Origin of the sequence: Cyanobium sp. BA5m-21, from assembly GCF_024346235.1 — a bacterium.
In the GTDB taxonomy this organism is placed as follows: Bacteria; Cyanobacteriota; Cyanobacteriia; order PCC-6307; family Cyanobiaceae; genus Cyanobium_A; species Cyanobium_A usitatum.
The window spans coordinates 46,433-70,329 of record NZ_JAGQCO010000006.1; the positions used below are offsets into that span (position 1 = coordinate 46,433).

The 23,897-nt window shown below is 60.7% G+C and carries 21 protein-coding genes and 1 tRNA gene; 8 read left to right on the forward strand and 14 right to left on the reverse strand.

Annotation, left to right across the window (positions count from 1 at the left end):
- Positions 1-9: 9 nt before the first annotated feature.
- The 5 genes from KBY72_RS03225 to KBY72_RS03245 form a co-directional block, all read right to left on the reverse strand.
- Positions 10-2,538 (reverse strand): EAL domain-containing protein, encoded by a 2,529-nt coding sequence (locus KBY72_RS03225; RefSeq protein WP_254960320.1) that lies wholly within the window; start codon positions 2,536-2,538, stop codon positions 10-12.
- A gap of 94 nt (positions 2,539-2,632) precedes the next feature.
- Positions 2,633-4,162 (reverse strand): carotenoid isomerase, encoded by a 1,530-nt coding sequence (crtH, locus tag KBY72_RS03230; RefSeq protein WP_254960321.1) that lies wholly within the window; start codon positions 4,160-4,162, stop codon positions 2,633-2,635.
- 27 nt (positions 4,163-4,189) lie between these two features.
- Positions 4,190-5,563, reverse strand: coding sequence for an FADH(2)-oxidizing methylenetetrahydrofolate--tRNA-(uracil(54)-C(5))-methyltransferase TrmFO (trmFO, locus tag KBY72_RS03235; RefSeq protein WP_254960322.1), 1,374 nt, complete (start codon positions 5,561-5,563; stop codon positions 4,190-4,192).
- Positions 5,564-5,567: 4 nt separating this feature from the next.
- Entirely contained in the window at positions 5,568-5,690 is a 123-nt protein-coding gene (locus KBY72_RS03240; protein ID WP_106632785.1) for a photosystem II protein Y, read from the reverse strand.
- 73 nt (positions 5,691-5,763) lie between these two features.
- A complete protein-coding gene (locus KBY72_RS03245) occupies positions 5,764-6,279 on the reverse strand; it encodes a gamma carbonic anhydrase family protein (RefSeq protein ID WP_254960323.1) in 516 nt (171 codons plus the stop codon).
- Positions 6,280-6,375: 96 nt separating this feature from the next.
- On the opposite strand from KBY72_RS03245, the gene KBY72_RS03250 reads away from it, so the two are divergent.
- Positions 6,376-6,447 (forward strand) — tRNA-Lys (locus KBY72_RS03250).
- A gap of 1,083 nt (positions 6,448-7,530) precedes the next feature.
- Positions 7,531-7,704, forward strand: a complete 174-nt coding sequence (locus tag KBY72_RS14500) for a sigma factor (protein WP_254931292.1) — start codon at positions 7,531-7,533, stop codon at positions 7,702-7,704.
- A gap of 266 nt (positions 7,705-7,970) precedes the next feature.
- Here the strand turns inward: KBY72_RS14500 and KBY72_RS03255 are convergent, their stop codons facing one another.
- The 3 genes from KBY72_RS03255 to KBY72_RS03265 all read right to left on the reverse strand — a co-directional run bounded on the left by KBY72_RS03255 (position 7,971) and on the right by KBY72_RS03265 (position 11,682).
- Positions 7,971-8,240, reverse strand: a complete 270-nt coding sequence (locus tag KBY72_RS03255) for a ribbon-helix-helix domain-containing protein (protein ID WP_254931290.1) — start codon at positions 8,238-8,240, stop codon at positions 7,971-7,973.
- Between the two features lie 1,027 nt (positions 8,241-9,267).
- Entirely contained in the window at positions 9,268-10,086 is an 819-nt protein-coding gene (locus KBY72_RS03260; RefSeq protein ID WP_315859517.1) for a glycosyltransferase, read from the reverse strand.
- A gap of 669 nt (positions 10,087-10,755) precedes the next feature.
- Positions 10,756-11,682 (reverse strand): cupin domain-containing protein, encoded by a 927-nt coding sequence (locus KBY72_RS03265; protein WP_254960324.1) that lies wholly within the window; start codon positions 11,680-11,682, stop codon positions 10,756-10,758.
- 517 nt (positions 11,683-12,199) lie between these two features.
- Here KBY72_RS03265 and KBY72_RS03270 point away from each other — a divergent pair.
- On the forward strand, positions 12,200-13,045 hold the full coding sequence (locus tag KBY72_RS03270) for a glycoside hydrolase family 3 protein (RefSeq protein WP_254993066.1): 846 nt from the start codon (positions 12,200-12,202) through the stop codon (positions 13,043-13,045).
- A gap of 138 nt (positions 13,046-13,183) precedes the next feature.
- On the opposite strand, the gene KBY72_RS03275 is transcribed toward KBY72_RS03270, so the two are convergent.
- On the reverse strand, positions 13,184-13,576 hold the full coding sequence (locus tag KBY72_RS03275; RefSeq protein WP_254960326.1) for a molecular chaperone DnaJ: 393 nt from the start codon (positions 13,574-13,576) through the stop codon (positions 13,184-13,186).
- A 385-nt stretch (positions 13,577-13,961) separates the two neighbouring features.
- Between KBY72_RS03275 and KBY72_RS03280 the strand changes: the two genes are divergently transcribed.
- Positions 13,962-14,153, forward strand: a complete 192-nt coding sequence (locus KBY72_RS03280) for a hypothetical protein (RefSeq protein ID WP_254931286.1) — start codon at positions 13,962-13,964, stop codon at positions 14,151-14,153.
- Between the two features lie 9 nt (positions 14,154-14,162).
- On the opposite strand, the gene KBY72_RS03285 is transcribed toward KBY72_RS03280, so the two are convergent.
- Entirely contained in the window at positions 14,163-14,366 is a 204-nt protein-coding gene (locus tag KBY72_RS03285) for a hypothetical protein (RefSeq protein ID WP_254960327.1), read from the reverse strand.
- 280 nt (positions 14,367-14,646) lie between these two features.
- Between KBY72_RS03285 and KBY72_RS03290 the strand changes: the two genes are divergently transcribed.
- A complete protein-coding gene (locus KBY72_RS03290) occupies positions 14,647-15,360 on the forward strand; it encodes a hypothetical protein (RefSeq protein WP_254960328.1) in 714 nt (237 codons plus the stop codon).
- Between the two features lie 19 nt (positions 15,361-15,379).
- Here KBY72_RS03290 and KBY72_RS03295 read toward each other — a convergent pair whose 3' ends face one another.
- On the reverse strand, positions 15,380-17,548 hold the full coding sequence (locus KBY72_RS03295) for a glutamine synthetase III (RefSeq protein WP_254960329.1): 2,169 nt from the start codon (positions 17,546-17,548) through the stop codon (positions 15,380-15,382).
- A 176-nt stretch (positions 17,549-17,724) separates the two neighbouring features.
- On the opposite strand from KBY72_RS03295, the gene KBY72_RS03300 reads away from it, so the two are divergent.
- On the forward strand, positions 17,725-20,124 hold the full coding sequence (locus KBY72_RS03300; protein ID WP_254993067.1) for a glycogen/starch/alpha-glucan phosphorylase: 2,400 nt from the start codon (positions 17,725-17,727) through the stop codon (positions 20,122-20,124).
- On the opposite strand, the gene KBY72_RS03305 is transcribed toward KBY72_RS03300, so the two are convergent.
- The 3 genes from KBY72_RS03305 to KBY72_RS03315 all read right to left on the reverse strand — a co-directional run bounded on the left by KBY72_RS03305 (position 20,121) and on the right by KBY72_RS03315 (position 22,005).
- Positions 20,121-20,786 (reverse strand): hypothetical protein, encoded by a 666-nt coding sequence (locus tag KBY72_RS03305; protein ID WP_254993068.1) that lies wholly within the window; start codon positions 20,784-20,786, stop codon positions 20,121-20,123. The genes KBY72_RS03300 and KBY72_RS03305 overlap by 4 nt on opposite strands.
- 42 nt (positions 20,787-20,828) lie before the next feature.
- Positions 20,829-21,275, reverse strand: a complete 447-nt coding sequence (locus tag KBY72_RS03310; protein ID WP_254993069.1) for a universal stress protein — start codon at positions 21,273-21,275, stop codon at positions 20,829-20,831.
- 67 nt (positions 21,276-21,342) lie between these two features.
- On the reverse strand, positions 21,343-22,005 hold the full coding sequence (locus KBY72_RS03315) for a ParB-like protein (protein WP_254930073.1): 663 nt from the start codon (positions 22,003-22,005) through the stop codon (positions 21,343-21,345).
- 77 nt (positions 22,006-22,082) lie between these two features.
- Here KBY72_RS03315 and KBY72_RS03320 point away from each other — a divergent pair, with 77 nt between their 5' ends.
- Together KBY72_RS03320 and KBY72_RS03325 are read left to right on the forward strand one after the other, a co-directional pair.
- Positions 22,083-23,174: a sirohydrochlorin chelatase gene (locus KBY72_RS03320; RefSeq protein ID WP_254930074.1), complete on the forward strand. Its 1,092-nt coding sequence runs from the start codon at positions 22,083-22,085 to the stop codon at positions 23,172-23,174.
- Between the two features lie 415 nt (positions 23,175-23,589).
- The gene (locus KBY72_RS03325; RefSeq protein WP_254960332.1) at positions 23,590-23,826 is read left to right on the forward strand and encodes a DUF2811 domain-containing protein; all 237 of its coding nucleotides are present in this window, start codon (positions 23,590-23,592) and stop codon (positions 23,824-23,826) included.
- The last annotated feature ends 71 nt before the right edge of the window (positions 23,827-23,897 follow it).

Genomic DNA, 23,897 nt, shown 5'->3' on the forward strand with positions numbered 1-23,897 from the left:
GGGCCCAGGCTATGCAGCGGGAAGTGGGATTGTGAGTCGCTTTCCACCCACAAGCTCAACCAGGGCGGCGATGTTTAGGGGCTCACAGAATAGATAGCCCTGGAATCGGGCCACCCCCATCTGTTGCAGCCGCTGAAAGCTCTCCTCGGTATCCACCCCTTCAGCGACGAGGGTCATCGATACGGAGTTCGTGAGCCTAGGGAGCAGTTCCACGATTTGTTCCGCATAGGAATCGTTGAGAACTCCGATTACAAAACTGCGATCGATCTTCAGTTCGTCAGGTTTTAGCGATAGCAGCAGGCCCATGGAGGAGAAGCCCGTTCCAAAGTCATCGAGTGAAATCCGCATTCCCGCTTCTCGACACTGGCGCAGATTAGTTTTAACCTCTGCAGTGGAGTTGAAGATCGCGGTTTCGGTGAGTTCAAGATTGATGTTGTTGCAAGAGATTCCATGGGCTGCAATGGCGTCGGTTAATTGGCCTGAAAAAGATGCGTCTGTGAGCTGGGATGGGCTGATATTGATCGCTAGGTTGAGCTGGTTGGGGGTTACTTTTAGAGCTTGGATCAGCTGCTTGAAGGTCTTCAACGTGGCTTCGATGAGCTGCCAGCCAACGCGACCCATGATTCGATAGTGTTCCGCTACCGGGATAAATAGAGTTGGGGGAACTTCCCCTAGGTCTGGGTGATCCCAGCGGGCGAGAGCCTCAACGGCTAGGACTTCGCCTGCGGCGTTGACGATCGGTTGAAATAAAATCCGGAAGGAGTCGGGCTGCGATGGCTCAAGTGATGCTTCGCAAGCCTGTTGGAGCGCAGTAAATAGCCGATAGTCACTGAGCGGATTGGACTCATTTTCCGCTGTGAACAGGTGAATGTGTTCCCCTTGGGATGACTTTGCCTTGTACATTGCCAGGTCTGCTTTTCGAATGATGTCTTCACTACTGAAGTGGTGTGGATCGCTGATCGTGATCCCAATGCTCAGGCTGAGTCGGTAGGGCGAGGCGGAGTCAACTTGACTTTTCTCAAAGGACTCAAGGATCCGGTGGGCTACCTGTTTGGCATGGAGGGCTAGATCATCTTCATTGCTGGCGTTTTGAGAGTCTCCCAGAATCAGAATGAATTCGTCGCCGCCGTAGCGCGCCAGGAAATCACCCTGGCGGCAGAGGGCCTTGAGTTGGTTGGCTGCCTTGCGCAGGGCTTGATCACCGATGCGATGGCCATAGGTATCGTTAATGCTTTTAAATTTATCGAGATCGATAAATAGCAGGACAAGAAGTGTCTGCTCTTCCTTAAGGCGATCGATTTCTCTTTCAAGGTGTTCGATGCAATAGCGGCGGTTGGCCAGGCCGGTGAGTGCATCGTGCATAGCCAGATCGCGGGCGGTGCCCAGAATCTGTTCAAACCGATTGGCAATCAAATGGATGTCTACTCGTTGGCGACCAGCGGGTTCGCTGCCGGATGTGGTCGACCCCTCGATCGGTTGGCTTGCGTGTGGCGAGGCATGGTGGCGCCGATCCTTCTGCAGCATCCCCCTGAAGATGAAGTTGCTGCTAGGGGGTGGGCTGGCAGGGCTGTGATCTGCTGAAGGGAGCGACTTGGGGGCTTTGAAATCAAGGATTTCAATCAGTGCACGGTGACTTCGGCGGATGCGTTGGGTGGCCCAGCGTTCCTTCTTGCGCAGCAGCAATCTCTGTCGGCGCTCGGCCAGTTTCCAGCTGAAGCGCATGGCCAGGGCGATCAGTCCCCCGCCGGTTAGCAGCAGCAGCAGATGGTTTAGTTCCCTGCGCTGCTCTGCCTGGCTATTGGCGGGTTTGACGCCCATCAGTCGCCCGTCCTCGCCGAAGGTCTTGGGTTTAAGCGCAGCCAAGGGCTCCCCCGTGGCGATGACTCCAGCTGGGGGGATGGGCTGCAGCTGAACCTGGATGCGGTTGAGCTCCTCCTTCAAGTGGGTGCCGAACTGGGGTTCGACCAGCGGGTTGAGGAAAATGAGGGTCGCTGTTGTGGAACGGCTGTTGTCGCTGGTGCCGATCGTGGTGGCGAAGCCGACGTAGAGTTTGTTGGTCTCGTCTGAGCAGATCACCCGGATGCCGGCGAGGCCCAGTTGGCGGCGGGTGCGGGCGGTGGAGTCCAGGCAGCGCACCAGCCGTTGATCAGGGGGCCGGTTCGGGCTGCTCAGGCCCACCTGAAGGGCCCGGCGTTGGGCTTGGGCGTCGTAGATCGCCATGGCGGCCCCTTGATCAAAGAGGCTGCTGGTGGCCAGGTTTTGGGAGGGGAAGGAGGGGTTCTTGCCCTCGATGAAGGCATAGCTGTCATCCCACCAGCCCCAGTCGCTTGCAATTCGCTGGGCGTCCCGGAATTCGGCTTCGAGTTTTTCCAGGGCGATCGTCTGGTTGGTGACGCTTCGGCCCTTGGTCAGCTGAATCCTCCGGACCGCTTCAATCCCAACCAGGATGACTATCAAAAACAGGATCAGGGCCGACCGTGAATGGCCACGCTTGATCCAGCTGATGCGCTCTTCTTTGGCCCATGAGCGCCACAGCATTCGCGCGGACTGGCGCCTTACCCCCGCATAAGGCTGAGAGAGCTCGTTGGTTGTGCCGACCGTCACTGGGCCGCCTTTTCCCTCTCTAGTCACCTTAGTCAGGCAGGCTCCAGGGATTGAGCCCCAGATCGGCGCCGATGCGGTGGGCGCAGGCAAAGCCACTGAAGGCCACCGCATTGAGGCCCTGACCTGGGAAACAGGAATCCCCCACCGCATATAAGCCGGTGAGGCCGGTGCGGTTGAAGGGCATCGGCAGCAGCCCCGGCAGGCGCAGGGCTGGGATTGGGCCGTAGCTGCCGCCCATGCGGCCCAGGAAGCGCCGGTGGCTGCGCGGCGTGCCGACTTCGCGGTGACGGATAGCCCCCTTCAGGCCGGGCAGGATCACTTCGAGTCGGCCGATCAGCCGGTCGGCATCCGCCTGTTTTTTGGCGCGATAGGCAGCTGGCGTGAGCCCCTGCCAGTGCTCCATGGAGCTGGGGGTGAAGGCATGCACGATGTGGCGCTCTGCCGGGGCCAGCTCCGGATCCAGCAGGGTCGGCATCGATACGAACACCACCCCCTGCTCGGCCTCCATCTCCTCCCAGTGCTCCAGCAGCAGGTGGTGGCAGTGGTAACCCTTGGGCACGATCTGGGCATCGATGCCCAGGTGCAGGGAGAGAAAGGAGGGGGAGGGCTTGTAGCGGCGTCGCCAGGTGGTTTCGGCCTTGGGGGTGTGGGCGGCATCTACCAGAGCGCCAAAGGTGTCCCAGCGGGTGGCGTTGCTCACTACGCGGCGGGCCCGCAGCTCTTCACCACTTGCCAGCTTCACCCCCACCGCAGTGTTGTTCTCCAGCAGCACCTTGGTGACACGCGCCTTGTAGCGAATCGCGCCGCCATGGTTCTCCAATCCCGCTACCAACTTTTCCGCGATCACGCCAACGCCCCCTTTGGGGTAATTGATGCCGCCGGCATGACGATCGGAGAACACCATGCCCGCATTGATCATTGGCGTGAGATCGGCCGGCATCACGCTCCAGCAGAAACACTCCATGTCAATGAACTTGAGCAGGGCCGGATCGCTGATGTGCTGCCGCGCCACATCGCCCACGTTCACCGGCAGCCAGCGGGCCAGGCCCAGGCAGGCCAAGGGTGCTTTGAAGAACACCTTGGCTAGGTAGGCCGGATCCTCCAGAGACAGCAGCGGCATCGCATCGAGGCAGCGGAACACCTGCCAGCAGGCGTCGTAGAAGGCGCGGATGCCCTTGGCCTCGTGGGGGAACAGGGCACTAAGATCACTGAGAAAGTGCTCGTAATCCCTGTCCACAGCCACGTTGAGTCCGCCGGGCAGGTGGTATTCGAGCTGTGCTGGATCGGGGATGGTGTCGCAGTGCTGGCCCACATCGGCCAGGGCCCGGGTGAGCAGGTTGGTGTGCCCCTGCTCGCCGAAGCCGAAGATCATCGAGGCGCCCACGTCGAATGTGTAGCCATCACGCCTGAAACTGCCGCCGGAGCCTCCCGGGATGAGGTATCTCTCCAGCACCAGCACTTTCGCCCCCTTGGCAGCCAGCTGGGAAGCGGTGACCAGGCCGCCGATGCCGGCACCGATCACGATCACATCCCAGATGGGGGCAGGGTTGCTGGTCAACGTTGGGCTGGAGATGCTGAAGCGACCTTAGGCAGCGGCGCTGTCGTCGTGCAGTTGTAGGGGCCGAGTGAAAGGCTCAAGATCCGCTAGGGACCGGTCGCGGTAGGCGCCGTAGCGGGCCCGTTTCTCGCGGACGCGTTCGGCTAGCTCGGGCAGTAAGCCGAAGTTGGGCGGCATGGGCTGGAACTTCTTGCTGGGCGCTTCGGCGATGAAGTGACTGAGGGCGCCCAGCATCGTGGTTTTTGGCAGGCTCAGGGGTTCCAGGCCCAGGGCCAGTCTGGCGGCGTTGGTGCCAGCCAGCCAGCCACCAGCTACCGCGGCTGCGTAGCCCTCGGTGCCGGTGATCTGGCCCGCGGCCAGCAGGCTGGGGCGCTGGCGGAACTGCAAGGTGGCATCGAGCAGCTGGGGCGATTCCAGGAAGGTGTTGCGGTGCATCACACCAAAGCGCACAAACTCGGCGTTCTCCAGGCCCGGGATCAGCCGCAATACCCGTTTCTGCTCGCCCCATTTCAGGTTGGTCTGGAAGCCCACCAGGTTCCAAAGGCGGCCGTCCTTGTCTTCCTGGCGCAGCTGCACCACCGCGTAGGCCCGCTTGGCGCGGCGCACATCGCGATCATTGAGATCGCCCCAGCGGGGATCCCAGAGGCCAATTGGCTTGAGCGGGCCATAGCGCATCGTGTCTTCGCCGCGGCGGGCCAGCTCCTCGATGGGGAGACAGCCCTCGAAGAAGTGAGCGCTCTCCTTTTCAAAGTCCTTTAGCTCGGCCTGCTCGGCAATTAGCAGCTCCTGCCGAAAAGCAAGAAATTGCTCCCGGTCCATGGGGCAGTTGATGTAGTCGGCATCGCCCTTGTCGTAGCGGGAAGCGCGAAAGGCCACGCCCAGGTCGATGCTCTCGCCTTCGACGATCGGGCTGGCCGCATCGAAGAAGTGGCAGTCGGCCCGGCCCGTGAATTCCCGCAGCTGCTCCGCCAGGGGCTCGCTAGTGAGCGGACCGGTGGCCAGCACGGCGATCTCACCGGGGCCGGGCAGCTCGGTGTGCTCCCGCCGCTCCACCGTCACCAACGGGTGCTGCTCGAGGGCGGCGGTGAGGGCGGCGCTGTAGCGGCCGCGATCTACTGCCAGGGCTCCGCCTGCAGGCACGGCGTGGGCGTCAGCCGTGCGAATCACCATCGAACCCAGGCGCCGCAATTCCTCTTGAAGTAGGCCTGCGGCCCGATCGCTACTTAGGGCGCCGAAGCTGTTGCTGCATACAAGTTCGCCAAATTCAGAGCTGTGGTGGGCTGGGCTGCGGCGCACTGGCCGCATTTCCACCAACCGCACCTCCAGCCCAGCTTGAGCGATTTGCCAGGCGGCTTCCGTACCCGCCAGGCCAGCACCGATAACGAGCAGCTCAGAGCTCAAATGCTCAGGCGCGGGCGCGCTTCAGCAGCAATTGCAGCTGTCCTACGGCGGCACGACCGATATGGAAGACGGCCCAGCTCGCGGCGAGCAGGATCGGAGCAACCACCAAAATCAGCCGACCGTCCATGGGAAGTCAAACGAGATCTAAGGATCTTACGGACTGAACCTCAGGATTCGCCTGTCTAGACCCGGATATGTCGTCATCCGTTCGCTTGGGCATGGGACTGGGCATGGGCATCGGCGAGTTGGCGGTAGCGGCGGGCGTGCTGGCGCTGCTCGGCCCGGGCCTCAGCCGTGAGCTCTCGTTTCACCTGGGCCGGGGATCCCATGACCAGGACTCCAGCGGGTACGTCGCGAGTCACTACCGATCCGGCGGCCACCAGGGCCTCCTCTCCCACGGTGACGCCATTGAGCACGATGGCGCCGATGCCGATCAGGCAGCCGTCTTTAAGGGTGGCGCCATGCACCACAGCCCGATGGCCGATGGTCACATCGGAGCCGATGGTCACAGGCTGGTCGGGGTCGCCATGCAGCACTGCTCCGTCTTGCACGTTGCTGCCCTCACCCACCACGATTGAACTGAGGTCGCCGCGGGCGACGGCAGTGGGCCAGAGACTTGCTCCTACCGCTAGCTGCACATCGCCGATTACCACGGCCGTTTCGGCCACCCAGGCCTCGGCGTGGATTTGGGGTTTGGGCCAGGGAAAGACGCTCATCCGCTGTGGCCAGTTGTTAGGCCATTCTCACGGTTGCCTCGCTCCCCTTGGAGGAGGTCGCCCCTGGGTGATACGTTCGTAAGTGCCTTAGGGCGCGGGTCGCTAGCTCAGCGGTAGAGCACTCGGCTTTTAACCGATTGGTCCTGAGTTCGAATCTCAGGCGACCCATTCTTGATCTGGGCCTGCATTCAGGGTCAGAAACATATTTTCTTGATGCTTACAGTCATAACAAGCGCCCCTAGGTCAAGCGCCCCTAGGTGAAACTGAATCCTCCAAAGCTCTGAGCTGCGTGAGGGCCCTGGTTGATCGATGGCAATGGCAAGAGCTAAAAGTTTATAATTAATGGGCGACATTAGTCATTGCCTGAGTTACTATGGCTTTACTGGACGGCCAACCCCTGTTTTAGCCAAAGTTGACGCAAATTGATGTTCATTCTGGTAAGTGATGAGCATTCCTGCGCGCAGCTACTGCGTCGTTTCTATACATTAAAGATGAGGCTTTTCAGGAGTCTTTGAGGCCGGCTAACCTGGCTTAAAGTAGTTGCAAATGCAACCCTTGAGCCCTACGGAGTGGGGTTACCCCGATTGGTTGGACAGTGATCAGGGCCACGTAGTGGAGAGTGTGCGGGCAGAGATGAACTGCTGCTTGTGATCTTTCCACCACGCGTTATCTCAGCAGCATCCCTTGGCCGACATTCTGCGGCTGATCTTGTGGTCCTCCAGCAATTGCCGGTATTTTGTCGGCATGTAGTGGCTGCCTTGATCGGTATGGATCAGGCCTCCATGGTGGCGGCCATATCTGGCTGACTACCTGTCGGCCAGAACCCACGATGGTTGCTGGCTTTTAATCCTCGCCTGATTCGCCCGATGATAAGTTTTAGTGGATTTTAGTGCTATATTTAGCTGCTAGATTTGAAGTGCTTGAATAGTCGCATTGCCGTGAGAAGTATGCCAAAAATACCCGCAGCTGCTTGTCAATTTAATGCTGCAGGGGGCTGCGCAACGCGGCACTAAGTAAGCATATGTGCTGATTTAATTTTAAAGTTGAGTCTTCTGGAGGAGTATGGCCGCAGTTGCTTCGCTGGTCTCCATGGCTGATTGCTTGAGTGATTATCAACAGGCGAATGGTGGCATTCCACTGCTGCGTGAAGGGGAGGGGGTTGAGCTTGGGCGAATGAATAGAAAATGGCGAGACTTTGACAACATCGCGAGTGTCAAACAGCGAAGGGGGCGCCGTGCTTTCGTCCGGATAATGAATTGTAACCTTAGGCTCATTGTTAGTGTTGTCAAGCAATATGGATTTCGAATTAGGGGTAACCAAGTTGGCAAGATTGATCTTGTTCAGGCAGGTAATTTGGGCCTTATGCGAGCCGTGGAAAGATTTGATCCGACCAGGGGCTATCGCTTTTCTACCTATAGATGTTGAGGGATTAAGCAATCTACGATTAGGCTTATTCAGGGCAATGATAGATTCAGCAATGCCTGAGATTGCTTTCTCCTGACGAGCAAGAAGTGATTAGCCACCGATCTTGTATTGAAAAGCGAATGGCTTTTGTCGATATTGCAAAATCAACGGGTAATGCAAAGCAACATATTCAGTCTGTAGAGTGGCGAGAACCTAATAAGCTAAGGAGGGCAATTGAGTGAGCCCTGTACCTTGCATAAGCTGCTTGGCTGGAATTGCCGCATGCTCTACGGTCGTCGAGAAAATCCATTAGACACGGAATCACCGTTAAGCATCAACTTTTTACTGGCCAACCCATCCACTATATTTTCTCGGACGTGTATGCCTATCAGATCTCTCTGATCCTTTAAAGCATCTTCAAGTAGGAATGCACAAAGGTTGGAAACAGAGCGGCCCTCTTCGTCTGATCTTTTTATCAAAGCCTCGTGTACATTGTAGCTTAATGTAATTGAGATCCTGCGTGGTTGGCGCTGAAGAATTCGTAGTTTATCGTTCATTGCAGTACTTTATCGATCTGGGGGCAAAATTAAGCAGAAGCCGCACTCTTGCGAGTGGTGAAATGATCATATTCGTTTATCACTGGAAGAATCTGCACTTATTTGGAGTATTTAAGCTACCCATAGCCTCAAGTTTGTGCGGATTTTTGTAATCTGCTGCAGGGTGTGAGGCACAGCGCCGCAGTTTTTCCCATGTTAGCTCTTAGTCAAAAATCGCTAAGTACACAAGAGGCCAGTAATCTAGCTATAGTATCTGACCAATGCACTGGTACGCGCAACTTTCGGTAGTCAATTGCTACAGCCAGCGCTCGAGACACGACCTCTTCGTTGCCGGCGAGGCGCCGTGGATATAGGAGGCTCGACGAAGAAGTATGCGAACTTACATGATGGCCGCCTAGGACTCTATAGGCACGGTTATGCTTTTGCTGATCCTTCTTCGTTGAATGCTCTGCTGTGATTTAATCAATACTCGGTCACGCGAAGTTATTGCCTGCCAAAACGTATCCCGCGGATGGAGTCAATTAATCCCATTACATTGAGAATCCATGGGGCGACCACGGCGACCGTAGTCATGTTCAAGATGCGCTTCGTCTTTCAGTCCATCTGAATGTAGTTATTGATGGGCCATGGCAGTGCTCCAGCAGCAATGAGGGTGATGACAAGTGATGCGAGAAATGCCGCGTGATTTCTCCTTTGCCGGTTTAAAACTTGTGTTGTGGTTTGAAGTATTGGCTAAAATTGTCTTGGTGCCTGGATGCTCATCCAGGCTGGACATCTTCCCCTGTCAAGTCATGTGGTTGCACATTAAAACTGCTCGTTTTTTCTATGATGCTCATCAAATTGCTGGGATTCAGCTTTATCAGCGGATCGGCAGCAGATGTGTGATCAGCCCTCTTTTGAATACCCACTAATCGAGCAGCCACAGCAACCTTGTACGAGCTGCCTCAGCAGACCCGCAAGGTTGTATCAACCCGTAGATCACGCCTCCCAAGGCCCCTCAGCGGGTATTGAATCGCCTTCCCTTCCACTAAACATGCCCTTGCTCGAGCTTGAAGATCGCGAGGATGAACACCCCTAGAAAGAACAGCACCGGAATCGGAAAGATCAGGTTGATCCAATGGAAGCGCCCTACCCGGCGGCTGAGCAGCAGCAACTGCACGGCAAAGGCGCCATAGATCAATGCATTTGGGCCGATCGCGTGGGTCCCCACCAGAGGCCAGCCCAGCAAGGCGCCAGGCAGACACCAGGCGGCCCAGAAGAGGCCCGAAAGCCACAGCAGCATCGCCAGCATCCAGGGCCAGCGAACTTCTCCGGCGGCGGTCGTATTGAAGCCGACCACCATGTCGGCCAACCCGCCGGGATACATGCGATATGCGATCGAATCGCTGCCGAGCCAGGCGCTCACGGGCAGGCCGAGCTGCTCGTAGCGATGGGCTAGGAACCAATCCTCCACCACTTTGTCAGCCACTGCCACATGGCCGCCGGCGCGCTGATAGTCGGCCCGACTGCTCACCATCGCCGGCCCGAAGGCGACTCCACAGCTCGGCCCCAGCCTTACCGCCATCAGCCCCACCAGGTTGAAGAGCAGAGAGAGCTGCTCATAAGGCTTCTCTGAGCGGTGATAGGGCTGTACCGAGACCAGTCCTCCTTGCTGCTCGTGTTGGGCGAGCAGCCGCTGCAGGAACCGTGGGGCAGGTTCGGTGTCGGCGTCGAGAAAAATCAAAACATCCCCCCGGCTGGCCTGCACACCGTGGTGAAGAGCCCAGGTCTTGCCGCACCAGCCTTCGGGAAGAGGAGGTGGCTGAATCACCTTGATCGCAAGCGTGTCAGCGCCCTGGCGGGCGATGGTGGCGGTACCGTCGCTGGAGTCATTTCGATCACGATCACTTCAGCGGGCCTGAGAACCTGGTTGCTGAGGGCCGCCAGTAGATTTGGCAGGGTTGCTGCCTCGTTTCGGGCAGGTATCAACACGGACACCGTTCGCTGGTGCAGCGGCATGCAGGCCGGAAGGGACGGCAGACTCAAGGCCAGAATCCAGCGCACCAGCAGCGACACCTCCAGCCAGCCAATTAACGCTCAGTTGCCTGAGGAGAATTTTCACCTTAGGGAGAGGGACTGGAACTATCAACCATTACCTCGGATTTGCAGCAGAATGACTTGGGCGTGTCTATCTGCTTGAGGAGCAGCACCTCTTAACCTTCTCGTCCCGCTCCTATGAGCTGATGAGGTCGGTTCTGCTTAGATAGGATGGCGGAAACTAAATCAGCTACCACCGATGGATGGGAAATTATTTGTTGGTGGCTTGCTTTTGATCTTTCTATTTTTGTACGTAGGGGTTTACCTGTTAACCAGAGGCCTGACCCCGCCGGTATAGATTCACATTCGCCATCTTGTAAATGGCTTATGCCGTCAAGCTTGTCAACTGCAAGTATTTGATTCTTTGGCCGGTGCGGCGTTTACCCCATCGCCCACCAAGGCGGCGCCGCATTTCCCCCGATGCTGCAGGCCTTAATAGCTATTTGTGGCCTGGTGCTGCACAGTTTGGTGTACGTTGTGCGTCCTTGACCTTATCCGGAGGGGCGTGCAGCTCCACATGCTCTTGCTCGTTGGCATCGTTGCGGGCCACAATTGCAATGGCGGGCTCGCTGGCACTGAGGTTTACCGGCATGTGGATGACGCCTGCCGGGATGAATAGAAAGTCGCCCGTTTGGTTGATCACTGACCTCTCCAAGCAAGGGCCGTAAAAGGTTTTAACGCGGCCTGCCAGCAGAAATATCGCTGATTCCGATCCCACATGGCGATGCGCTGCTGCCTGCCCACCAGGGGGAATCACCACCCTGTTCATCGACAGGCCACGGGCACCGCTGTTGGCGCCGGAAATGCCCACAAACTGCTTTAGTTTTTGCTTGTTGGTGCTGGTTGTTAGCGGCCGCACGGTGACGATCTCGTCCGCCGCCTTGTTGAGATTCCCTTTGGGGGCCGAGGCGGCTGGCACCGTGATGGGGCTGCCCTTCGGCGCCACGTAAACCACCACGACCACCGCTGGCTCAGGACCCAGGCTTACGCCTCGATGCATTTTGTTTACCGTTTCGATTAGGGCCTGGCCTGGTTGCAGGGATTGGCTGGCGCCGTCGTCGCTTTCGACTCGCAAGCTTCCCTGCAGCAACACGCCGGCATTGATCACCGGATGGAGATGGCGGGGCAGGGTTACTCCGGCAGGCACAGTGACGCGCAGCACTGTTACTTCGGCTTGGATATCGTTGAGCTTGGGTAGTAGGTCCCCATTCCAGGAGCGATCGCTGCGGATCAGGGTTTCTACCTTCACGCCCAGGGCAGCAGCGCTTGGGCCGTCATCGGCGCGCGCATTTCCCATGCCCGTGCCAGTAGCCCAGGCCGCCAAGAACGCCAGGGCCAGCAGCCCCAGCCTGGATTGTCTCTTCAAGGGTGCCGAACTAGCTGATTGAAATCTTGGCTCCTATCCAGACTCAGATGTGAAGCGGCCTTCATGAAGTCTGATTGCCGCGGGTGAAGAGCCATTGCGGCAGCGGTATGGATGGTTGCCTTTTTGGTTTGGCGGAGAGATCGTGTGGACATCGGGATTCGGAGGCTCCACTGATGGAAGACACCCCCCCTGAGCATTTGCCAGGAGTGCTCTGACGATCCGGCCCCTGCTCCAACACTCTCGACGGATCTCTGACGTCTCTTGGCTGAAAAGCCTCCACTGCGCCGCCTTAGGTGCCCCGGATTAATCGAGACGTCCCACTGGTCACCTGGCCCCAGGTGCTTGCGTCAGCAGCTCCGCAGTACAACTTAAGACACCCAGATCTCATGATCTGATTGCTATCTAACTTGCGCCCAGCCGAGCCCCACCCATCCGGGCAGGCACCACAGCTGGGTCAACAGAAGCCCGGGGCACGCGCTCCGGGCTTCCTAGTTTTTATGCCGCTTGGGAAAAGGCCATGACGGCGCCACCAGAGACTGATCAGCAGTCGATTGAGCGCCGGGCCCAAGAGCTGCTGGCCCAGCTCAGCGTTGCCGAGAAGCTTGCCCTGCTGGAGGGCAATACCGACTTCTGGCCCGGCATGGTTGACATTGCCAGCCGCGACGCCTCCCACCTGCACCCCTGGCCAGCGGGAGTGTTGCCGCGCCTGGGGCTAGCCGGACTGCAGTTCGTTGATGGCCCGCGGGGGGTGGTGCTCCAGGGCGGGGCGACTACCTTCCCCGCTCCGATTGCTCGCGGTGCCTGCTGGGACGTGGATCTGGAGGAGCGGATCGGCGTGGCCATGGCCCGCGAGGCTCGCAGTTTTGGGGCCAACTGGCTGGCGGCGGTGTGCGTCAATCTGCTGCGCCACCCCGGCTGGGGCCGGGCCCAGGAAACCTATGGCGAAGATCCGGTGCTGCTCGGCTGCCTGGGGGCGGCAATGACCCGCGGCATCCAGCGCCACGCCGTGGCCTGCGTCAAGCATTTAGCCCTTAACTCGATCGACAGCTCCCGCTTCCTGGTGGACGTGCAGGTGAGTGAACGGGTGCTGCACGAGCTTGACCTGCCCCACTTCCGCGCATGCGTAGAGGCCGGGGCTGGCTCGCTGATGGGCGCCTACAACCAGGTGAATGGCGAGTGGTGCGGCCAGCACCCCGTGCTGCTCAACGAAATCCTCAAGCAGCGCTGGGGATTCAGGGGCTTCGTGGTGACCGATTTCATCTTCGGGATGCGCGATGGCGTTGCCGCGGTGCGGGCCGGCCAGGACTTGGAAATGCCCTTCCGCCGCCTCGGAGATGCGGGTGAGGCCAAACCGCAGCGGTAGTTCGGGGATTAAAAGCGGTTGGCGCTGGTTGCCCAGGCAGAGCTTAAGCGCATTGCAAACAGCGGGGCTGTCGAGCAGCCCGTGCACCAGCACTAGGGGGGTTGCATCGGCGATGGGACCACCATCCGATTTGCATACTCAATCTGACCTTTCCACCACGGTGCTGCGGCCCAGCAGCAGATCCCGCGCCCCGTTTACCCGTTGCATCGTGTCGTGACTGCCACCGCGGTCTGGGTGGTGTTCGGCGGCGGCGCTCTTCCAAGCTCGGTTGACTTCGTCGGCGCCGATGCGCCCGGCAAGGGGCAGGTGTAATCGCTGACGCGCCACGATCGCATCAAGATCGGGATGCTTACCCAGAGGGCCCCAGTCGGCTTTGCTCAGCGCAGGGCTGCGCTTTTTGCCCCCTTTGCGTCGTGACTTGCTCTGGCCCGATCCACCGAATCCCCGCTGGGACTGGCTTGTCTCTTCAGCCGCCCCATGGGCTGCCTTGGGCGATCGGGTCGGTACCAGACCGGTCAAATTGGCTTGCATGGTCTGGGGCATCAGCTCTGCCGCGATATATCCACTGTCCTCCATGGCCGGCAAGCCCCGTGGTGGCCTAGGCGACGCTCATGGCTGGCTAAGGGCGAGATCTTTGTGCCTTGCGCTTCTGGAGCGGCTTTTGATAAGGCTGCCGGGACCTCGGCCTATCTAGTGTCAGATGGGTCTAAACTTAAGAAGAGGTGAGGCGCGCTTGCCGCGATCGGTCATCTCTGGCCTGCGTAGTGGGGGTTTTATGGGATCGGCGACCAGATTTCGCCTGCGAAACAGGCCTCTCGCTGGGTTCATCAACCTCCGCGAGGGTCAGCGTTGGCCAGTGGAGCAACCCATGGAGGGCTGGTTGCGGTGGGAGTGCAGGGTGCTGCCTGTAATTCCTGTGAAAATCGCCAACTTCAGTGCTGGTGGCGTGGCGATATGGGTTGATCCACAGCTTGATTTGTATCCCGGCGGCCATGGCGTACTTATCACCCAGGCCCATGGCCGTGGCTGTGGCTACAGGCCGGTTAAGGGCTGCTGGCAAGTCAAGGGTGCCAATCGTTCTTTGGTGGGCCTTGCCTTCGAGCGCTGAGGCTGGCTTTCAGTTTTCAAGTATTCGCTGAATCCGGTTGGATTGGGACCCGGCTAAGCGCCCCTGGCCATCGGGGCTAAGACTGGTTCTTGGCAGCTGGCGAATCGGTTTTACCTCTTTTACCCGTAAGGCGTAAACGTGTAGGCCGATGGCCACCACGACCAGCAGCATCAGGCTGAAAGCTGTGCGGTGGCTGCCGTCGCTGCTTTGCATCGCCTGGGGTGCGGAATTGCTGATGATCCCAGTCTCTCAGGAGCAAGAGATGTGAAGACCTCCCCGATCCCAATCCAGGGCCAGCCAGCGCTCCTAGGATTTGCTTAAGAATTGAACGGTGCAGAATTCGATGCGTGTGCCATCCCTGCTGGCTCTGGCGGCCCTTGTGGGCTTTGTGATCGTGGAGTTGGTGCTCTGACCGGCAGCCAAGAACACCGCTTTAAACAGTCAGGGCTTCTAGGGTCCGCTTTTACTGCGCCCCTGACCTGTGCAGGCACCCATGCTCCACTCCCTAGCCTTTCTGTTGACCAGGGGCCAGGAGTTGCCCGAAGAGGGCGTTGATTGGCAGGCTCTGGTTGCGGCCCAAGGCCACCAGGGTCCTGATCTCGGCCGGGGTCTGAGGCTGTTTCGGATGCCAGATCAATGGCAGGGCAGCCTCGATGAGTTGGTGGCTAGTGGCTGCGCCACCATCGCCGGTGAAGATCCCCTCGGCTCAGCGCCAGAGCGGCGTTCCCTGATCTGCGATGCCGTGGTGACGCAGTTTGACGTGCCCTCCCTGTGGATCGGCGTCTACGCCGTTAGGGGCCCCGCCGAAGGCTCTTGGCTGCAAGTGCAGCAGGTGGAGCTGCTGGATCGCTTTCCCCTGGCTGAGGCAGCCAATGAGACCTGCTGGTTTTATCCCACCGATAACGGCTCCTACTTGTGTTGGGAAAATCAGACTGGCCTGACCCTCGCTCCGGGATGGTTGCCAGAGCAGGGGGGGCAGGAGCTTCCTATCGCCTATGACCGCGGCGAGGTGCACGTGCTCTGGTCGCTGATGGCCGATGACCAGGCACTTACTTGTGTGGGCCTCACCTATCAGCGCCGGCGTATCGAATGGCCGTTGCTTGAGCGCAGCCCCGCACCCAGTGCCACCTGGACCTGCTTTGAGGTCGACACCATGGCCGACCCCAGTTACGTAGAACGCGCTCGCATCAGCGTTTTTCCGCAGTGAGCGGGCGCAGCCGCCTTGCTCAACGCACGAACAGCATCTCCTGGTAGGTGGGTAGGGGCCAGAGGTTGTCGTCGACCAGGGCCTCCAGGCCGTCAACCGCCACGCGCAAGTCGGCCATCAACGGCACCAGGGTGTCGGCGGAGTAGCGCATGTGGGCTTCGGTGCCGTGGGGGGGATGGTCGATGGCGCTTTGCAGTTGGCCGCTGATGTCCATCAACGACTGGCACAGTCCAGCCACCTCCTTGGAGGTTTCCGGCGATACCTGGATGCCTAGTGAACTCTGCAGTTGCAGGGATTCAGCTAGTTCGCCGAGGTAGCGGATCGCTGCCGGGTACACCTGGGTGCGGGCGATCTGGACGGCCAGCTTCGCTTCCACATCGATCGCCAGGATGTACTGCTCGGCGTAAACCTCGAAGCGGCTCTGCAGCTCGACAGCCGAGAGCACGCCGGTGCGCTCGAACAGCTCGCGCATTGATTGGCGCTCCAACACCGGCAGGGCATCGGCGGTAGTGCGCAGGTTTTCCAGGCCCCGCTCCTCCACTGCCATGCGGTGCCACTCATCGGAATAGCCGTTGCCGCCAAACACGACGGCGCCATGCTGTTCGATCAGGGTCTTGAGCACGGCCAGAGCCCCTTCCTCAAGGCCGTAGCCACTTCCCAGCTTTGCCTCCAGCTCGCTGGAGATCCAGGCGAGGGAATCGGCCAGGATGGTGTTAAGGGCCACAAGCGGGCCAGCCACCGATTGGTTGGAGCCGACGGCGCGAAACTCGAAGCGGTTGCCCGTGAAGGCAAAGGGTGAGGTGCGGTTGCGATCACCGGCGTCCTTGTCGAATTCGGGCAAGGTATCCACCCCGAAGTCCATCACGCCGCCGAGGGCCGAGCCGGAGAGTCGGCCCTCGCGGATCTGGTTGAACACATCCTCCAGCTGGCTGCCCAGATACACCGAGATGATTGCCGGGGGTGCTTCGTTGGCTCCGAGGCGGTGGTCGTTGCTGGCGGTGGCGATCACGGCCCGCAGCAGGGGGCCGTACATATGCACGCCGCGGATCACCGCTCCGCAGAACATCAGAAACTGCAGGTTTTTATGGGGCGTCTTGCCCGGATCGAGCAGGTTCCCCTGGGTGGCGTTGCCGATCGACCAGTTGACGTGCTTGCCAGAGCCGTTGATGCCAGCGAAGGGCTTCTCGTGCAGCAGGCAGGCCAGACCATGTTTCTTCGCTGTGCTGCGCAGCAGGGTCATGGTGAGCTGCTGGTGGTCGGTAGCCACGTTGGCGGCCTCGAAGAAAGGCGCAATCTCAAACTGCGATGGGGCCACCTCGTTGTGGCGGGTTTTGGCCGGAATCCCCAGGCGGTACATCTGCCGCTCCACCTCCTGCATGAACACCTGCACCCGCTCCGGGATGGCGCCGAAGTAGTGGTCGTCAAACTGTTGGCCCTTGGCGGAGGGGCGACCGAACAGGGTGCGGCCGGCCAACAGCAGGTCTGGCCGCAGGGGCACGTAGGCGCTGTCGATCAGGAAGTACTCCTGCTCGGCGCCGCAGCTGGAGTTGACCGGGGCAATGGTGGTTTCCCCCAGCAGGCTGAGCAGCCTGTGGGCCTGTTTGTTTACGGCTGCGATCGAGCGCAGCAGGGGGGTTTTTTTGTCGAGGGCCTCGCCGGTCCACGAGACGAAGACGGTGGGGATGCAGAGGGTGACACCGTTGGGCGTCTCCATCAGCCAGGCGGGGCTGGTGATATCCCAGGCGGTGTAGCCGCGAGCTTCAAAGGTGGAGCGGATACCGCCATTGGGAAAGGAGGAGCCGTCGGGCTCGCCCTGCACCAGCACCTTGCCGGTGAATTCGGTGAAGACCGTGCCGTCGCCCTGGGGTGAGATGAAGCCGTCGTGCTTCTCTGCAGTGGAGTTGGTGAGCGGATAAAAAACGTGGGAGTAATACAGGGCACCTCGGGCGGTGGCCCACTCCTTCATCGCCTGGGCTACAACGTTTGCCACCGACACGTCGAGCTTGCTGCCCTCCTTGATGGTGCGCTGCACCGATTTGAAGATCTCCTTCGGCAGCGCCGCCTTCATCTTGTCGAGGGTGAATACGTCGCTAGCCCAGAGCTCATCGAGGGGCTGAATTGGAGCGGTAGGGGCGGCGGGGCGGCTGAGAATCTTTTCGAGGGCTTGAAGGCGTGGTTGGGAGGGCATGGGGAGTTCGCCACTGAACGTCAATTCACCTACACAAAGCTGTTCCCCCCTTCAAACTTTGCTGCGGTTGATACCAGCGGCGCGATTGGGCCTGGCTTGGCGTGTGCGGTAACCGTGACCACGCTGCTGCGAATTTGAGTCGCCAGCCCCAGACTTTCGCTTTGAAGTAGTCAGGGATGGCCTCAGCCGATAGCCAGGCTCTGAAGGAGTCGATGCAAGGGCATCTCTTCTTCAGTCAGGCCAAGTCCAGCTCCCTGGCCACCAGCCATGACCATTACCGCTGCCTGGCTTTGGCGGTGCGTGATCGCTTGCTCAAAAACTGGGTCGACACCGCCGACACTTACACCCGCGAGCATGTCCGCACGGCCACCTACCTGTCGGCGGAATACCTACTGGGCCCGCACCTGGAAAACAACCTGGTGAATCTGGGTTTGGTGGAGGCAGCCCGGGAGGCCTGCGCCAGCTTGGGCTTGAGCCTTGAGGAGCTGATCGCCGAGGAGCCCGAACCCGGTCTTGGTAATGGTGGCTTAGGGCGACTGGCCGCCTGCTTCCAGGAGTCGATGGCGACGCTGGAGCTGCCAGCGATCGGCTACGGCATCCGCTACGAGTTCGGCATCTTCCGCCAGCAGATCACCCCCCACGGCCAGGTGGAGAGCACCGATCCCTGGCTGGCCCATGGCAATCCCTGGGAGGTGATCCGGCCGGAGTGGAGCTATCCGGTGCAGATAGGTGAACAAACCGTGATCGGCGTCGCCTACGACACCCCAATCCTGGGCTATGGCGTAAACACCGCCAATACCCTGCGGCTCTGGTCGGCGGTGGCTCCCGAGGCCTTCGACTTCGCTTCCTTTAACGCCGGCGATTACACCAGGGCGGTGCTGCGCAAAATGCAGGCGGAGACCCTTTCAAAGGTCCTCTACCCCAACGACGAGCTGGACCAGGGCAAGCGACTGCGTCTCTCCCAGCAGATCTTCTTCGTCAGCTGCTCCCTGCAGGACATGTTCCGCATCCTGCGGGGCCAGGGGCTGGAGGTTACCGACTTCCACCGCAAGTTTGCGCTGCAGCTGAACGACACCCATCCAGCCATCGCCGTGGCTGAGTTGATGCGGCTGCTGATGGACGAGTACGGCATCGATTGGGATACCGCTTGGTCGATCACCACCGCCAGCATCAGTTACACCAATCACACCCTGCTGCCCGAGGCCCTGGAAACCTGGGGCGTGGAGCTGTTTGAGCAGTTGCTGCCCCGCCAGCTCGAGATCATCTACGAGATCAACACCCGCTTCCTGCGCATGGCCCGGATTCGCTATCCCGGCGATTCCCAAATCCTGCAGCGCATTTCCTTAATTGAGGAGGGCCCGCAGCGCCGGGTGCGCATGGCCCACTTGGCGGTGGTGGGCAGCCACCACGTCAACGGCGTGGCCGAGCTGCACAGCACCTTGCTTAAGCAGCACCTGTTTGCTGATCTGGCCCGGATCTGGCCGGAGCGGTTCACCAATGTCACCAACGGCGTCACACCGCGGCGCTGGCTGGCGGTGGCTAACCCACCGCTGGCGGCCCTGCTCGATGAGGCGATCGGCGATCGCTGGCGCACCCACCTCGAGGAGCTTCAAGGTCTTGCCGCCTTTGCCGACGACTCTGCGTTCCTGGAGCGCTGGCAGGCTGTGCGGGATCTCGGCAAGCAGCGCCTCGCCCAGTACATGCGCCGCGAGCTGGGGGTGCTGGTTGATCACACCTCCCTGTTTGATGTGCAGGTCAAGCGCATCCACGAATACAAGCGCCAGCACTTGGCGGCCCTGCAGATCGTTGAGCGCTATCTGCGCATCCGCGCCGGTGAAGACCTGCCGCCGCGCACCTTTGTGTTCGGTGGCAAGGCGGCTCCGGGCTATGCCCTGGCCAAGTTGATCATCCGCCTGCTGGTCGGTATCGCCGACGTGGTCAACATGGATCCGGCCATGGATGGCCGCCTCAAGGTGGTGTTCCTGCCCAACTTCAGCGTCAGCCTGGGCCAGCTGGTGTATCCAGCGGTGGATCTCTCTGAGCAGATTTCCACCGCTGGTAAGGAGGCTTCCGGCACCGGCAACATGAAGATGGCTCTCAATGGTGCGGTCACGATTGGCACCCTCGATGGGGCCAACATCGAAATCCGCGATTGCGTTGGGGCTGAGAACTTCTTCCTCTTTGGCCACACCGCAGAGCAGATCGAGCAGCTGGGCCACAGCGGTTATCACCCGATGCCCTGGATCGAGCAGGACCCGGCCGTGCGCCAGGCCCTGGAGTTGATCGGCTCGGGCTACTTCAGCGAGGGTGATGGAGAGCTCTTCTACCCCTTGTTGGCCAGCCTCACCAGCCACGATCCCTTCCGGGTGATGGCTGATGTGGCCGACTACCGCCGAGCTCAAAACGCCGTAGATGAAGCCTGGCTCGACCGGGGCCGCTGGGCGCGGATGTCGCTGCACAACACGATGCGCTGTGGCTTCTTCAGCAGCGACCGCTCGATCGCTGACTACGCCGAGCGCATCTGGAAGGTGGGCCGGGTACCGGTGCAGTCCAGCGCCGGCGCCCCGGCGCCCTAGGAGCTCGGGGGCTCCGGCTTGTCGCTGTCCTTGAGCGAGGGGAAGGTGGAGCGGATCAGCTGGGCTACCTCCTGGTTCATCTGGGAGCGGAAGTTGGCAGCGGCGCCAGCTTCGAGCACCGGATAGGAGCGGGCCCCAACGTTGCGCAGGGGCTTCCAGCTGGTGGCTTCCTGCTGCTTGAGGGCTTCCAGCGGTGCGTCGAAGTCGAAGCTGAGCTCCCGTCCCTGGGCGGCGATGGCAGCGATCCAGGCCTCCCGGGCCGGCAGTAGGGCCTTGGCCTTGAGGGTGTCAGGCAACCCCAGCACCGGCTCGTAGTGATCCAGGGCTCGTAACTCGGCCTCGAGCAGAATCACCCAAGCGGCTTCTTCGCCGGGCTGGAGGCCAAGGCCTTCGGCGGAGGTGAGCATGGCGTCTCGATAGAGACACAGCCAGCGGTAGTGAGATTTCTGCTGCAGTGTTTTTTTGAGCGAGCTCTTGCCATGGGCAACCCGCTTGGGCAGGGCTGCTTCAGCTCGCCGAAGTAACACCCGATCTTCCGGCTCCAGGTTGATGGCGCCCCAGCGCTGCCGGTATTCCCACAGCTCCTCGTATTGGCGCACCTCCTCAGGCGTCCAGCCCAGGCCCTGCAGTTCTTCGCCCCTGCTCGTTTCGTCCTTAGCCACCGGCACGCCTGTTGCTGTCGCAGGCAGCGTAGTGGCCGGAGCTCAACGCACAACCAGCACCGGGCAGCTGCTGTGGGTAAGCACCCGGTGGGTTTCGCTGCCCAGCAGCACTCCCTCCAGGCCGCGGCGGCCATGGGATGCCATCACAATCAGATCAGCCCCATGGCGGGTGGCGGCCTCCACGATTGCCGCATAGGGCATGGAGCTAACCACGGTGTCCTGGTCGCTGACCACCCCGGCGGCCTGGGCCATGGCTGCTGCTGCCGCCAGGATTTGCTCGGCGCCATGGCGAGCGGCTTGCACTAGGGCGGTCACCGTATTGGGGTCCACCAGCTCACCCACGCCCACTAGGGAGATGGGGAAGTTGGATTGCGCGTGGAAAAAGGTGATGCGAGCTCCCAGGCTGTGGCCCAGCGCCACCGCCTGCTGCACGGCCTTGTCTGAGAGCTCGGAGCCATCGGTGGGCACCAGCAGGTGGCTGTATGGCATTTACGGCGCAGGGGGGCGGTGGAGCTCCAGCCTGGGGCAGTTGGGGCCGCCTAGCAACTGGCGCCGCCTAGCAACTGCCTGAGCCCTTCCAGCCAGCCAGGTGGGCAGCGGCGCGGGAGCGGGCCAGAGCGCGGGCGCGGGGCAGGGCCGGCTCGAGTTGCTCGGAGCTGAAGGGCGGTAGGGGGCGGCTGCGCAGCCAGGCCCCCCAGCGGAATTCGTGGAAGGGAATCAGCGGGGCGGCGGCCAGCACCCCCTCCTGCTTCAGCTTCCACACCAAGCTGCGGTAGGGGTCGTCCTGCAGGCCTGTGAGCTGCTCGGGCAGGGCGCTGGGGGGCAGGGGCCCCAAGCCCCTGCCGTCATAGAGGTAGAGCCAGCCGCGTTGATGCAGGGCCGCAAGCACCTGCTCGGGGTCGGGGCTGTCGAGCTCGAGCACCACGTAGCCGAAGGCGATGGCGTCGGGTTCGATCTCGATCAGGGCCCGTAGGCGGTGGTGGCGGTCGACCATCCACACGCTGCCATCGGCGCTGCGCACCAGCGGCACGGGCTTGCTGCCCAGGTAGGAGCGGCGTTCGCGGGTATTTTCGGCCCCGAAATCACGCAGCCTGCTGCGCACTTCAGCCAGTCCCACGCAGAGCTGGGTGGGGCGCAGCTGGGCGATGGGCACCTCAAGCAGCTCACCCCCCGGGCGCGGGGCCGGTAACGGCTGGTATGGGGGAAGGCGCAGGGCCATGACGGCTAGGCAGCCCGGATATCCCCATCCTGACCCGCTGCTTCCCGGAATAGGGTCGCCCTCAAGTGCGAGTGGCCATGGCTTCCCTCTCCCATCCCGACCTGAGTGCCGGTCCCCACGGCCCGATTGGGGTGCTGGTTTGCGGCCACGGCAGCCGCAATCGGCTGGCAGTGGCCGAATTTGCCGAGCTGGCCAAGGGGCTCCAAGCGCTGCTGCCCGAGGTGCCTGTGGAATACGGCTATCTGGAATTTGCCAGGCCGATCCTGCGCGATGGCCTGGAGGCGCTGCGGGCCCGGGGGGTAAGCCACGTGCTGGCCGTGCCGGCCATGCTGTTCGCAGCGGGCCACGCCAAAAACGACATCCCCTCGGTGCTCAATACCTACGCGGCGGAGACGGGTCTGCGCATTGACTACGGCCGTGAACTGGGGGTTGACCTGAAGATGATTCAGGCCGCCGGGGCCCGGATTCGCGAAGTCCTTGATGGGGCAGCCACAGAGGTGCCCCTGCACGAAACCATGTTGGTCGTGGTGGGCCGGGGCTCGTCCGACCCCGATGCCAACTCCAATGTCGCCAAGGTGACGCGGATGTTGGTGGAGGGTTTTGGTTTTGGCTGGGGTGAAACGGTTTATTCCGGGGTCACCTTTCCATTAGTGGAGCCTGGACTTCGCCAAGTGGTGAGACTTGGCTATCGCCGGGTTGTCGTTTTCCCCTATTTCCTGTTTTCCGGGGTGCTGGTGAGTCGGATTCAGCAGCACACCGAGAGGGTGGCCCAGGACCATCCCGAGGTGGAGTTCCTCAAGGCCTCCTATCTGGCAGATCACCCCCTGGTGCTTGACACCTTTGTGGAGCGGGTGGCCGAGGTGGTGCGCGGTGACGCCAACATGAATTGTTCGCTGTGCAAATACCGGGCCCAGGTGCTGGGCTTTGAGACTGAGGTTGGGGCGCCCCAGCACAGCCACCACCACCACGTTGAAGGGCTCACCGACGGCTGTGACCTCTGTGAGCGCGAGTGCACCGGTGCCTGCCAGCCCGATGGAGTGCCGATTCCAGTGGGCGGCCACACCCACGATCACGACCACTCCCCTGGGCACAGCCATCACCATCCGCCCTACCCCCACGCGGACCATCCCCTCGGTCCCACAACCCTGCGCCAGGGCGGCAGCAGTTGAGCCCTCTCGGTTTGGCGTGGCTCAGTCTTCTCAGCTCGCCGGAAGTCTCGCGAGACTCCAGCTCATCAGTTCTGCTGATTGGTTATCCGTATTCCCCATTATTGCCGTCTTTTCCCCAGTTTATTAGGGGTTTTCCCCAGAAATGAGGCTTCTAAGCCAGTTTAGGCCTGGCAGTTGGGGAATAACTGCTTTTGTTCAGTCTGGCCTTGACATCACCACCAGCGGCCGCCCTTGCAGGCTTTGAAAATCCTCGCTGCGCCGTTATGGAGCCGCCGGCACAGGCAATCTCAGTTGAGAACGGTGTGGTTTCGCCCTGGCCTTCAGGCTTTGACGGACCTGGCACCGATGTGGCCTACTGAGTCACCCCACCTCTTGTTTCGTAATGGCAGCCGAGCGCAGTCACCTCCAACGATGTATGGAGCAACCCAGCTGCGCAGAAGGGTTAGTGGAGGCAGAAGCCGGCAGCATCAGCCTGGAGGCGGAGGTGCCAGAGGTGTTGTTCGATGGCATGCGCGAGTTCCTGCGCAGCCACCCCCAGTGGGATCAATACCGCTTGATCTCCTCAGCGCTGTCCAGCTTCCTGTTTCAGCACGGCTGCGCCGATCAGGGGGTGAGCCAGCACTACCTCAACGGCCTGTTCCTGCGCCCCTGAATTTTTCAAATCTGGTGGCAGATAACAAAAAAAAGGCGGAGGGGCCAACCTCCGCCTGAGACTCCCTTGCC